Here is a 13,349-nt window from a genome sequence, read left to right on the forward strand (position 1 = left end):
GACCAGAGCTGGATTCCGCGTATAAAGTGCCGAACGTAGGTATTTTAATCTTAGAGCATGGTAGAGAGCTATCCTGGTTTTATTAAGGCTTATCATGATACAAAACAATCAATTCCTTACTGGAGGAACATCCTAATAATTCCATTACCTTGGCCAGAGTACCTTCCACAGTTCTATAAGAAATATTCATATCACGTGCAATTTCTTTTGAACTTTTTCCTTGGGCAAGTAATCTAAGGCAGACTGCTTGATGTTCTGATAAGCGTATCGGAAGATGTGACGATTTATGAAACAGCATCATATCCTTCTCATTTAATTTGACTGGCATGGATTCTCCTGTTTTATTTTCAGCAACATGCTCAAAAGCGATTAATACATGTTTTTCCAGTGCATTATCATCGGTATCAAGCGAGATACTCGCTACATTTTCGAATAACCGATCGCGTTCTGCGTGAAGTGTCTCAAAAAATGTTTCGAGCTCAGTCGATAATAATGGCGGAGAATTGCGCGAAATCCGCCCTATTTGTATTGCAGTACTCACCTGTAAAAATACGACGAACTCTGAAGACAACAATTGTCGAATTGGCTCATTGCAGATAATACTTGCTTCAGTGGCTACTACTATATTTTCTTTTATTTTCAGCGCATTCAATAGATCATATTGGCATTGGTAAAAATCCTTTTGCCCCTGCGCCCCCACAATCTCATTTAAAGTACGCCCAAAATGATACTCAATTCCAAGATCAGCATCGATAAACTGCCAGCCCAGTTTTTCAGCCAATAATTTTGCAAATAATCCCTTACCAGCCCCTGGTAGACCGACAATAAAAATGCGTTTGTGTTGAGCCATATTTCTTTCCTATCTGTGACCTTTTGTAATTAATACAATTACTGAATCTATGGAACATTATAAAATATGTATTTAAATAGCATCAATACGTAGAAATACCTATCAAATATTCCAATTTCTATTCAAACAAAGTTTTTAGGAATTCTTCTCTGCTAGAAATTTTTTTACAGTTAATAAATCAAGATATGCCTTTTTCTTATCGGCTGGATTACGTAAGAGATAAGCAGGATGATAGGTTACCATGAATGGAATATTATTGTAGTGATGTAATGTATTACGTAAGTGTTTCAAAGGAAGCGGTTTATTCAGTAAGAATTGCCCTGCAAAACGTCCCAAAGCCAAGATCAAATGGGGTTGAATCAACTCAATTTGACGGGCAAGATAAGGGCTGCATTGAACAATTTCATCCAACTGAGGATCTCGGTTATTGGGCGGCCTGCATTTCAAAACATTGGCAATGTAAACTTCTTCTTCAACTATCTCAATGCCTTGCAACATTTGATTGAGCAAACTTCCTGCTTTACCTACAAAGGGAAGCCCTTGTTTATCCTCATAAAAGCCTGGAGCCTCACCAATAATCATCAGTTTTGCTTTCGCACTGCCGCGAAAAAAAACAGTTTGTGTGCGGGTTTTATGTAAAGAACAACGAGTACAGGCAGCTACTTCTTTTGCTAATGCTGATAAATCCTGCCCGCATGAAGAATGAGACTGGCGTAATTCCCAGAGGTCTATTCCCATAGCCTGTAGATAATAACGATTTAAAGCATTTGACATAGAAAGCTCATTTCAAAATATAAATTGCTAGCGAAAAATTGAAGGGTTATTTTCGTTTTTAATTTTTGATAAATCAATGCTGCTTTTATTAAAATATCGTATATTCTGGTGCAGCGCAGCGGAACCCGGGAAAATATCCACTCATTTTTAACCCGGGTTCCGCTGCGCTGCACCCAGGCCACATAATATAAAGGGTTACATTATACAAACTTACTCGCCTCTGCAAGCATCACTTGGCACGCATCTGCAAATTGAGCCTCATTCCAGATGTTTTCAGTACGTAATGTTCCATTATCGAGGCATTCCTCATAAGCGGCTAATCCAATCAATATATGAGAAAATTTAATCTTTCTAAATTTGCTTAATGCTTCAAGTAACGTCAATCGTTCAATTTCAGAACCTGAAATATCATCGCCAAATTCACCATCAATCCCATTAAACCGTATAGCAAACCATTCTTCTAAAGGCTGCCCCTTCATGATAAAGCTGTGAGATATTTGCGAACCACCCAGAACTCGGGTATCCAGATACTGTTGAATATCAACGCAAATCGTATTTTTCTTTATGTAGTGTAATGCTTCGGTAAATAATAAGGTTAATTCAAATGTCTGAACCTGAACAATAGCACGTAATTCAATAAGTGACTTAAGTAGATGCTGCTTTTTCGCTTGACTTTCTTTAGCGTGGTTCTGTTGTAGATTCTTCTTTGCTTCCTTTATTTGTTGATCAAGCTTACCAATAATTGTTTGGAGGCGCATCGCATTGCTTTCTTCGATTAAAATTTGCTCATGCAACCAACCGCGCAGCGCTGCAGACAAAGAGAGTACTTGCTTACTTGAAAATGCTTTTGTTAATGCGGCATTAAAATCATCCGGAGTTAATTGATCATATAACTCTTTCGCCTTGATATAAAGATTTGCATGTTCTTCCTCCAGATGCTCTTCCAACATTTTGCGCTGCAAATCATCAATTTTAGCGGCGCTCGTTATTTCAATCATCCCTCCTCCTGGCAAAAGATAAAATCCGTGCTGTTGCGCAAAACGGATTCGTCCCTGTGCATCGGTATGGATTCTATCTACTGCTTCATTTTCAAGCTTGCCCCCCATTTGAATTTGAATAGGATATAACTGAGTAGCTGGAGGATGATAAATATCAAGTTCATCCAAGTTAAAAAGATGTGATTTATTGGTTTTCTTCAAATGGACTTTTTGTGCCACACGAAATTTTTTCCAAATCTCTGGTGTATATTCATGAATTGGAAGTTTCAACCTCATCTGACCTGGTGTTTTACCAAACTCAAACCAAGAACTTAATTGTTCATCCATTTCCATATCATAGAAATCTAATAAAATATCAAAATATTGTTGGTTCTCCATACGTTGCAAAACATCAGCGTAATTAATGAATGTCGCTGCATAAGCTAAAACTTTATAATGAGTCTTTGCTTGACTTTGATGAATTACTTGGCCGGGAAGCTTTTTGATACCTGCAATTATTTCCTGCATCATAACACGCCGCGCCAGAGGATCCGCTTCTTTATATTGGATTAACATAGGGCCAACATCCATAAATAACCGCACTAGAGATTCCTCCTCATTTTAGACAAAAGCATTTTTTATAACGTTGAGACACTTACTTTAAAACAATTAAATATCAGTTTATTCAAGTTTTTATCTCATTTTTTTGTCTTATTATAGTTAATGATTTTAAATTATTTTGCTAATATATCTTCGGTTGTCATTTGGGAAGAAAAATAATTCATGACATTAGCAAAGAATCCAAGTCCTTATTCAGCGGACACAGCGTTTCAAGATGGCAGGTTGCGCCAAGCTCAATTAAAGATGCTTGCCATGCTTGAGGTAGTGGATACGATTTGTCTTAAACATGGTTTGGACTATTGGCTTGACGCGGGAACCCTTTTAGGGGCTGTTCGGCATCAAGGTTTTATCCCCTGGGACGACGATGTGGATATTGCCATGCCACGTGCTAGCTATGAACAATTTTTACGTGTAGCGCCAGCAGAAATCCCAGACTGGATGTGGCTACAAACAATTCATAGCGATCCAGGCTATTTTAATATGGCTACCCCTTTAAAAATCAGGGATCGCTCCAGCCGTTTTATTGAAAAACACGAAAAAGGTAATGAGCCTTACATTCAAGGTATCTTTATTGACGTTTTTGTCTATGACACCATGCCTGTAGATCCCAAACAACGCAAGCGATATAAATTCTATGCTAAAAAGCTCTCACGTTTGTTAAGTACCAAATACAGTAAAGTAAAAATAGGGCACTATCCTGCCTTTTATAAAGCTGTAGCCTCTTTTATTCCCAAGTCTCTACTTGAGTTGTGTTTGCAAAAAATTATTCATCAAGCAAATACCAGTAGGAGCCCTTATATAGGACGAGGTTATAATTGCGTAGGAAGAAATTTAATCAAAAAAGATGAAATATATCCTTTACAACGTGTTGCGTTTGAGACCAAAAAATTTAATATTCCACAAAATGCAGAAATATTTCTTATTCAACAATATGGAGATTATTTGCAGTTACCTCCCGAAGAGCAAAGAGTAATGAGACATTGCAAGGAGCTTATTCCTCACCTGGAAGAAATCATATAAGTTTTCCTTTTCATTTTTGCCTACTTGCCGTGCATAAAACGCGAAACGTAGGCATTTTAATTTTAATCATGCTATGAGATACCTTTTCCTAGATTATTGACAGATAATCATGCAATCGGTTATTATTATACCCACTATCAAACAAGCACATCATTAAAGAGGCTTAAACACATCATGGACATAATCTCTTAAGTACGCCCTAAACACGGGGCAATGACGGTAGCAGTTGCACTAACTGCCTATTTGCACTACTTAAGTGAGTTACATGATGCATAAACCAATTCAATTTAAAGATCTTTGTCTTTCTTTTCCCCATAAAACATGTTTTGTGGACTTTGGCGGCCAAATTTCTTATGGCAGTCGTATCGCGATTATTGGGCGTAACGGTTCTGGAAAATCTACCCTACTTAAATTACTTGCAGGAATACTTGAACCAACTGACGGTGACATCTGTTTCCCTAAAGAATTAAACATAGGTTATGTGCCACAAATTATTGAAGAATTTGATTCATTAAGCGGAGGGCAACGTTTTCATAAATTATTAACTCAGGCACTAGCCTCCGATCCTGATCTTTTGATGCTTGATGAACCCAGTAATCACTTGGATCGTACCAATCGCCGCTCTTTGATGAGAATGCTTGCTGACTATCGGAACACTTTGATTATGGTGACTCATGATATTGAATTATTGCAATCCACTATAGATACGATTTGGCATATAGATGATGCTGAAGTACGTGTCTTTACGGGATGTTATGAGGATTATTTACGAGAAATCAATATTCAACGCAGTACAATTGAAGGTGAAATTGCAGATCTGATACGTCAGAAAAAACAAATCCACTCAGACATGATGAGAGAACAGGCACGGGCTAAGAGCAGTAGAACTCAAGGTGAAAAACACATCCAGCAAAGAAAGTGGCCTACCATCGTTTCGCAGAGCAAAGCAAGAAATGCGCAAGAGACCTCGGGTCGTAAAAAAAGTGCAATCAATCAAAAGAAACAAGAATTAACTCAGCGTTTATCTGCACTTTACGTACCTGAAGTCATTCATCCTAAATTTGCTGTGCATGGGGTAGAAACCAATCAAACTTTAGTGACAGTCAGTGAGGGTACTGTCGGTTATGAGCAAAATAATTCTATTCTGCGGGAATTGAGTTTCTCAATAAAAGCATGCGAACGGATTGCGATTCATGGGAACAATGGCTCCGGTAAATCCACTTTGCTCAAGGCCATTTTGAACAATAAAGCGGTAATAAAAGAAGGAGCCTGGGCTGTACCCCACACACATGAGATTGGTTATCTAGACCAGCATTACAACAATCTGCCATCAGAGAAGACGGTATGGGACGTTATAAGCTATTTCTTAACGGATAAATCCTATAACGAAATTAGGAGCTATTTAAATGATTTTTTATTTCGAAAAAATGAAGAAATTAATGCGTTAGTTTCAACCTTATCCGGTGGAGAAAAAGCCAGACTTTCCTTGGCACAAATTGCGGCAATTACACCCAAGCTACTTGTTTTGGATGAAATAACCAACAACCTGGATAGAGAAACTCGAGCTCATGTAATCCAGGTGCTCAAAGTTTATCCTGGTGCCATGATTGTGATTTCTCATGACCCTGATTTTTTGAGTGCTATTGAAGTAACTGACGAATATGAAATTAAAGATGGGTTATTAAGATCCATATAGGGCCTGTTTGCATTTCCACTATTTTGACTTAAGTAGCGACATGCAAACAGATCTGAATTGTAGCGAAAACCGAGTAAAAAGTATGAATAAAAAAGACATTTCACTAAGCAAATTTTTTCTTAATCTGGTAAAGCCCTATAAAGGGTGTGTTATTGGATTATTATTTACTGCTGCATATTGGGGAATTAATAATTCACTTTCACCTTATATGTTAAAACTTATCATTGATAAGGTTGCTGCCTATTCAGGCGATAAAGCAGCTGTATTTAATGCGATAAAACCCAACGTCATCATATACATTACACTATGGATTTTGATTGCAATTGATATGCGTCTTTCAGATTGGTTTCGTTTAAAGTTATTCCCCTACATCCGTTATGATTTGGTGAATCACATGTTTGCTTATTTGAATCAGCATTCACATCGCTTTTTTCAAAATAACTTTGCAGGAAGTTTATCCAATAAAATTTCTGATATGACTGCAGGCACCATAGCGATATTCACAACGATCGATGATGCAGCAGCCCAAATTGTTGGTCTCATCATTGCAATTATCAGCATGCTGCTTGTGCATCCTGTATTCGCCTTAATTTTACTTATTTGGGCGAGTATATTTTTGGGAATTGCCATGATTTATTTCAAACCGGTCCAGGATCTGTCCAATTTGTTTGCTACCAGTAAAACGACATTAGTCGGGAAAATTGTTGATAGCATCAGCAATATTACAAACTTGCGTTTGTTTTCCAGAGCAAGCTACGAGAATGAATTAATTCGAAATACAGCTCAAGATACCACAGATAAAGATCAGAGCATGCAATGGACTATTTTGAAAATGCGTACTTTTTGGGATGCAAGTATCATCGTGCTGATTGCTGCAAATTTATATATGTTGGTCATTATGTACAGTAAAAACCAAGTATCAATCGGTGATTTTAGTTTTATTATCTCATTATCAATCAGCATTTTTTATAATTTATGGTATCTGGCAAGTCAATTTGTACTTTTTGCAGAAGAACTAGGTAAATGCAGGCAAGCCCTAACCTTGCTTTCAGAGCCACATGAGATTACTGATAAACCCAATGCACAACCTCTAATTGTCACTCAAGGTCATATTGAATTTAGAAATGTGAGTTTTCACTATGATGACGGAGCGCATCTTTTTAAAAATAAATCCGTAGTCATAGAGCCTGGACAAAAAATTGGTCTTGTGGGTTTATCGGGCTCTGGAAAAAGCACTTTTGTTAATTTGATTCTCCGTTTGTTTGACGTAGAAGCGGGGAAAATTTTGATTGATGGAAAAAATATTTGCGATGTTACCCAAGAGTCATTACGCGAAAACATTGCGATGATTCCTCAGGATGTGACGCTATTTCATCGCACTTTAATGGAGAATATTCGCTATGGCCGCATTGATGCAACGGATGCAGAAATCATTTCTGCATCAAAAAAAGCACACTGCCATGAATTCATTTCCCGACTTCCTGAAAAATATAATGCCTTAGTTGGTGAACGCGGCATTAAGTTATCGGGAGGACAACGACAGCGGATTGCTATTGCCAGAGCTATGTTAAAAAATGCACCCATTCTGATTCTGGATGAAGCGACCTCTGCCTTGGATTCACTGACTGAAAAATTAATTCAGGATGGTTTGCATGTGTTAATGCAAAATAGAACGACGATTGTTATTGCCCACCGACTCTCTACATTATCTGAAATGGATCGGATCTTGGTCTTTGAAAAAGGTCGTATCATCGAAGATGGTTCACATGAGGAACTCATTAAAATACCAAGTCATTACAGCCGTATGTGGCAGATGCAGGCTGGGGGGTTTTTACCTGATAAGTTATAGATTGGTAGCCTGGGTGCAGTGAAGCGAAAGCCGGAGAGCTTTCGTAGATTTCCTGGGTTTCGCTTCACTGCACCCAGGCTACGTTAATGCTACATCGAAGCGTGTTCAGTAACTGTTTTTTTACTTCGTTCATACTGCGTGAACAGTTCAGCAAGTGCATCCGGGGTAGCATCTTTTTTAGCATCAATTGTGCGTTCATTCCATTTGGGAATTCGAACTGCCTTAAAAAAATGATCTTCCGCTTGTTCAAAGCGTTTATCAAAATCGGCCGTATAAATCTTGCTAAACCCAATAATTTCTTCCTTGTCATTTGTCTCTAACTCGAGAATGGCTTTTTGAATCGCAGTTTTGGCATCTAATTTTGTACCCTTGATCCCATCCTCCAAGATCTTTTTAGCCGCTTCAAGCGTTTCTGAAAAAACAACTTCATGACCTAATGAGTAACCACAAACTTGTTCATACGTCATTGCGTGGAAAGGAGAAACTAAATAAGAAGCCAAATCGGAAAAACCATCACCTACCTTGGTGTATGCAGGACTAACAATTGCGTATATCTTTTTCATTTTATTCCCTAAAAATTAAAATATATAAAAAGTCTGCTCATAAACATGAACTGACCCAATCTCCATTTAAGTGCGCTTAAATATTATCATACTTGTCTTATTTGTATATAAGTGTCTGCCATCTCTTGGATATAAATGTTGTATCTTAATCAGGCTGTGTATCCTTAATAAAATAAACCAACAAAATTGAGAAAAGGGTACAAAATGGTAATACTCATAAATAAGTCCGAAGGGAGTGACGTGCAAGGAGACGCGGAGCGGAAAACCGGAGTGTACACGCAGTCACATGAGAATTTGAGCACCACATCGATGAAACAATCCGCCTCCTCAGTAGCGTTTGGGAAGAAGTCTAATGAACATTTAGAGTAATTTTCACCCACTCATCTATACTCAAAGTACCCAGTAAAAAATTTTGATTTTTTTGCAGGACGCAATGCTGGGGCTGACAAAAAAGGAGTGTTTTATGAAAGTTAATTATTTGGTTACTTCCCTCATTTTAATACCACTATATAGTTTCAGCCAGACTCAAGATGATGTTACTACTTTAACCATTTCACAAAATCCGGAGAATAAAAACAGCCATGTCATCACATACTCTAACGAAACAGAAAATTTAAAACAAAATAAGTTGCTTACCCGCAGCATTGAATATCCTACTCAAATCATTCGTATGGAGAAAAATATAGAAAGCCAGCAATTTTCTTGCGATGAGGTGAATGATCAAATTGATAAAATCTTAGTACAACATATAGTAAATGAAAAATTTTCTTATGCAATTTATATTAGTTGTTATTATAACCCAGAAACTAAATTGGCAACCCAATTCATTATCAACAGTTATTTTGACCCTTTAAGTGATGAAGCAATTACGTACTTGGAATCCTATCTCAGTGAATATAATGGTGCAGATCTGTTAGGAACACAATACAAAATTGAATCTGCAAAAGGTCTCGTCATTTCCTTAGAGATTGCTGCAGGAATGAAAAAAAAACCCAATAGACCTCCTTTTACGGAATATAGAAAAGACCATAGTAGTTTCTATTTCAAAAGCAATTACGAAATGAAAAATAAGTTATTTAGTGATATTTATCAAAATTTCTTTACTCCTGATCCTGATAAAATACTTCCCTTCCTGGATAAATGGGTTTCTTCACATGCAAGCTCTATTTATAAAGCGGTCTTAAGAGATTCAAATTATGTTGAACTACTGCCTGAAAAAATTTTTCTTATGGATAATGAGGAAATATTTGTCTCGAACTTGAAACAATATTTTTCACATTTCTGTGAACCCTATGAAAATCATCGATGCTTGAAGCGAGCGGGAACAATTGGCAGTGAAGAAAACTATTCTGAGGTCGCTTCGTAAAATTATGAATAAAAAGTAGCCTGGGTGCAGCGAAGCGGAACCCGGGAAATGCAGCATGACTGATCCCGGGTTCCGCTTCGCTGCACCCAGGCTACATACAAATACCCCTAACCCAACTCCGGTTCAAATGCAGATACCTTTCGGGGCTTTAATTCACCTTGTTCCTCAGCAATGGCTTTATCATTCACAATCTTAGTCACACATGCATCAGACCAAACATTTAAAGCAGTTTCCAGCATATCAATTAAACCATAGAAAGGTAAAATAACCCCCATAAGCACAATAGGGACATTCATGCTGGATAACAAACTAATGCTCAGAAAAAAACATCCCATAGGTACACCGGCATTTCCAATAGCAGCTACTGTGGCAACGAACACCCATAAAACCATTGTGCCATAAGAAATTGGCATACCGTGATTCTGCATTAAATAAATCACTGTAGCAAAAATAAAGGCGGCACAACCATTCATATTAATACTGGTGCATAAAGGTAAAACAAAACGACTTACCGATGGTTTTACCTGCAAATTCTTTTCTATAGTATTCATTGTGACAGGTAATGTCCCTACTGAAGACTTGGAGAAAAAAGCTACTGATAATGCAGGAAGCATGGAGCGCATTGCGGCAAAAGGCTGAATCTTATTCTTTTTTAACCATAAAGGTAATACTACAAAACCTTGAACTAAATTAGCTAAAACAACAATCAGTAAATATTCACCTATGCCTTTAATATCCATACCCGAGCGCAACTGCACAACGGTTGACGTAATAAAGCCAAATAATCCCAATGGAATTACTGTGATAATCCAACGTGTCATGACTAAAAACATACCATGCGCACCACGGAAAAAACGCGTAATGGTCTCACGAGACTCCTCATCAGGAATTTGTCGCACGGCAATACCGATAATAATACTTAAGAACAATACCCCCATTACTTGTTGTTCAAGAAAAGGAGATAATAAATTGGTAGGTATAATATTTGCCAGATATCCTAAATAACCTAAACTACTCGCTGACTTGACTGTATGTGCATCGAGATCAACCTGAACCGAGCTGGGTTGAATTAAAATGTAAAGCAAACAGCTAATCACTGCAGCTACGATTGTAGTAGAAAAAGTATACTTAATCGTTCGTTGCCAAATTTTTTTCATGAAACCATCAGTTTTGTAATTTGCCAAGGTAACAATTATCGATAAAGAAATAATGGGTAAACTAATGCACTTGAACAACTTAATAAACAAATCAGAAATCAATAAACCAGTCTCTTTCAAAACAACTATATTTGACATCCCGCTCACAATACCCAAACCTATCATTAAAGCGTAAATCAAAGGAGTGCTGAAAATAAATTTTTTTTGTTGATGCGCTGCACACATGTTGGTGATCCTTAAAAAATAAAAAAAATGAATTAAAAGAGTGGGTTAGCAACAACAAGAAAGGAGTTTAAAATGAGCGAGAGTGGAACGATGAGTCGTTTGATTCGAGTGAGTTAACATATAACCTTACACCTGTATGATTAAAATATGTGCAATGAGAAATATTCTAACACATTCGATAGGTTCGTCAAGAAATTTTAAATGGCAAAAACGATTAATCAACCAATTCAATACAATTGATTTGTTGCTTTAAACGAATGATCCGGCGGTAAGCATCTTCTATACGCTGCTGTTCTATTTTTTGCTCAAAAATCAAACGTTCAATGATCTCAATCAATTCAGGAGCCGTAATTTTTGCCAATTGATTCGCAAAGATCAGCATATCTGCTCCAGCATTGATTGTCAGACATAAAGCATCTTCAAGCGAATAATGATCTGAGATTGCCTGCATTTGTAAGTCATCTGCAATGATTACTCCATCATAGCCTATAGTCTCACGCAATACACCTGTTAAAATTTCATGAGATAAGGTTGCAGGTAACCCCTGATTATCCAACTGCTTATTCACTACATGTGCTGTCATAATCATAATTGGTTTATAAATATCGCGCACTAATTGGTAATAGGGAACCAACTCTTCTTTATGGAATGTTTTTGTAACATCGACAAATCCTTTATGAGTATCGCCCACCGCGCTACCATGGCCTGGGAAATGTTTGTAACAACATGCAATACCATGATGATAAAAGACATCAACAAATTTTTTGGCCAAATGAATTACATCGTTATGATCCGCTGAAAAACTACGCTGTAAACTTCCAATAATTCCTTGCTCATCTTGTAAATGCAAATCAACAACTGGAGCAAAATTAAGATTAAAACCCAAAGATTTTAATGTAAATGCCATTTGAGTTAACTCAGCCTGTAAAGCCTCAGCTGATAATTGGGCCATGCTATGCGCACTCATAGTCGGCATACATCCTTCAACCCGAGACAATCGATCTATGGCTCCTCCTTCATAATCTATTGCAATTAATAAAGGCGAACCATTATTTTTGTAATTTATTTCTGCAGAATAATAATTAAGTTGATGCGTTAAACGTTTGATTTGCGCCTGGTTTTTTAAATTTTTACCATATATACCCGTAGAAGCATCTTGATCAAATAACAAAACGCCGCCTAATCCATCTGTGGAAAGCCACTCAGCTACAGGACTTTTGTCATGAAGGTCACAGCCCTCAAATCCCATAACCAACATTTGACCAATTTTATTTCTAAGAGTAATCATCAGTCGCTCCGTCAACAAAACAAGGAAAAACCTTTCCTAAAAAAAGTTGCTGTTGTAACGAGAATCATACACAAAGATAAAAATTAATGCCATTTATATCTTTTTTGGAGGTATTGCTGGAATATCACTAAAATTACAACTGCAATTACCTGCCCCCTTGGGAGGAAGAGGGACTAGTGAGAAATCACTAGAAAAGCAAACAGTCACGTTCCAAGCTGAATCACCAGGATTTATTGAATTGGGTAAAGACCAATAATTTTTAGCAATATAAGTTTTCCCTTCGTCACTTTGCCAAAAAACTGGGGAAAACTGAGCTTTATACATTAATTTCTCACCTGGTGTGCAAGGAAAAGTCTGACGGGTCCAGGATTTTTTAGCAGGTACAGTAACTGTTGTTAAAACTTTGGCAGTTACAGCATCCATTACATCTACTGACACATTATAATCGGTCCAACAATTATCTTTAACTAAAGTGTAATAACAAGTCACTTCAGTAGCCCAAAGAGAATTTGATAAAATCAGGCTGGGAATGAAAATAAAAGTTCTTACTAACATGATTCAATCCTTTTATTTAGAGCATAGCAACAAATTTGTTTTGTCTCAAAGGCAGACAACATCAAAATGTATCGCAACAGTATTAATGTATCGCAACAGTATTAAAGTCTATTTATTCATAGTATATACAATATCAATCATAAATTTGGGCCAAGGGTTGATTTTATTATCTGACCTGTATAAGCTTGCCCAAATTGGGAGAGATGGCCGAGCGGTCGAAGGCGCACGCCTGGAAAGTGTGTATACGGCAACGTATCGAGGGTTCGAATCCCTCTCTCTCCGCCAAGTTTGATAAATGGCAGTTAAATCAGTTCAGGTTCCCAAGTTAATGTTTACTCGTACGGTTGGATTTTGAGCGCAGACTCATATGATGCGCCACATACGAGACTGAGCACATACGACTGAATT

At 37.3% G+C, this 13,349-nt stretch carries 11 protein-coding genes and 1 tRNA gene; 5 read left to right on the top strand and 7 right to left on the bottom strand.

Annotated elements, in window-relative coordinates; translation table 11 throughout:
* Window positions 1-82: 82 nt before the first annotated feature.
* The 3 genes from A8O27_RS04620 to A8O27_RS04630 form a co-directional block, all read right to left on the bottom strand.
* Window positions 83-850 carry a shikimate kinase gene (locus tag A8O27_RS04620; RefSeq protein ID WP_058460203.1) on the bottom strand — a complete coding sequence of 256 codons (768 nt, stop codon included), beginning with the start codon at window positions 848-850 and terminating at the stop codon, window positions 83-85.
* Between the two features lie 135 nt (window positions 851-985).
* Entirely contained in the window at window positions 986-1,624 is a 639-nt protein-coding gene (locus tag A8O27_RS04625; RefSeq protein WP_058460202.1) for a uracil-DNA glycosylase, read from the bottom strand.
* A gap of 200 nt (window positions 1,625-1,824) precedes the next feature.
* Window positions 1,825-3,204: a hypothetical protein gene (locus A8O27_RS04630; RefSeq protein WP_235810549.1), complete on the bottom strand. Its 1,380-nt coding sequence runs from the start codon at window positions 3,202-3,204 to the stop codon at window positions 1,825-1,827.
* Window positions 3,205-3,384: 180 nt separating this feature from the next.
* Here A8O27_RS04630 and A8O27_RS04635 point away from each other — a divergent pair, with 180 nt between their 5' ends.
* The 3 genes from A8O27_RS04635 (at window position 3,385) to A8O27_RS04645 (ending at window position 7,787) form a co-directional block, all read left to right on the top strand.
* Window positions 3,385-4,242, top strand: coding sequence for a LicD family protein (locus A8O27_RS04635; protein WP_058460200.1), 858 nt, complete (start codon window positions 3,385-3,387; stop codon window positions 4,240-4,242).
* A gap of 265 nt (window positions 4,243-4,507) precedes the next feature.
* Window positions 4,508-5,938: an ABC-F family ATP-binding cassette domain-containing protein gene (locus A8O27_RS04640; RefSeq protein ID WP_058460199.1), complete on the top strand. Its 1,431-nt coding sequence runs from the start codon at window positions 4,508-4,510 to the stop codon at window positions 5,936-5,938.
* Between the two features lie 82 nt (window positions 5,939-6,020).
* Window positions 6,021-7,787, top strand: coding sequence for an ABC transporter ATP-binding protein (locus tag A8O27_RS04645; protein ID WP_058460554.1), 1,767 nt, complete (start codon window positions 6,021-6,023; stop codon window positions 7,785-7,787).
* 89 nt (window positions 7,788-7,876) lie between these two features.
* Here the strand turns inward: A8O27_RS04645 and A8O27_RS04650 are convergent, their stop codons facing one another.
* Complete coding sequence (locus tag A8O27_RS04650) at window positions 7,877-8,350, bottom strand: hypothetical protein (protein WP_058460198.1); 474 nt, start codon at window positions 8,348-8,350, stop codon at window positions 7,877-7,879.
* 463 nt (window positions 8,351-8,813) lie between these two features.
* Here A8O27_RS04650 and A8O27_RS04655 point away from each other — a divergent pair, with 463 nt between their 5' ends.
* On the top strand, window positions 8,814-9,716 hold the full coding sequence (locus A8O27_RS04655; RefSeq protein WP_058460197.1) for an Lpg0189 family type II secretion system effector: 903 nt from the start codon (window positions 8,814-8,816) through the stop codon (window positions 9,714-9,716).
* Between the two features lie 107 nt (window positions 9,717-9,823).
* Here the strand turns inward: A8O27_RS04655 and A8O27_RS04660 are convergent, their stop codons facing one another.
* From A8O27_RS04660 to A8O27_RS04670, 3 genes are all read right to left on the bottom strand, one after another.
* Window positions 9,824-11,098 carry a dicarboxylate/amino acid:cation symporter gene (locus tag A8O27_RS04660; protein WP_058460196.1) on the bottom strand — a complete coding sequence of 425 codons (1,275 nt, stop codon included), beginning with the start codon at window positions 11,096-11,098 and terminating at the stop codon, window positions 9,824-9,826.
* A 214-nt stretch (window positions 11,099-11,312) separates the two neighbouring features.
* The gene (locus A8O27_RS04665) at window positions 11,313-12,386 is read right to left on the bottom strand and encodes a glycoside hydrolase family 3 N-terminal domain-containing protein (RefSeq protein WP_058460195.1); all 1,074 of its coding nucleotides are present in this window, start codon (window positions 12,384-12,386) and stop codon (window positions 11,313-11,315) included.
* 93 nt (window positions 12,387-12,479) lie between these two features.
* Window positions 12,480-12,941 carry a hypothetical protein gene (locus A8O27_RS04670; protein ID WP_058460194.1) on the bottom strand — a complete coding sequence of 154 codons (462 nt, stop codon included), beginning with the start codon at window positions 12,939-12,941 and terminating at the stop codon, window positions 12,480-12,482.
* Between the two features lie 197 nt (window positions 12,942-13,138).
* Here A8O27_RS04670 and A8O27_RS04675 point away from each other — a divergent pair.
* Window positions 13,139-13,226: transfer RNA gene (locus A8O27_RS04675), tRNA-Ser, on the top strand.
* Window positions 13,227-13,349 lie beyond the last annotated feature (123 nt).

Source organism: Legionella bozemanae, assembly GCF_001648595.1.
GTDB lineage: Bacteria > Pseudomonadota > Gammaproteobacteria > Legionellales > Legionellaceae > Legionella > Legionella bozemanae.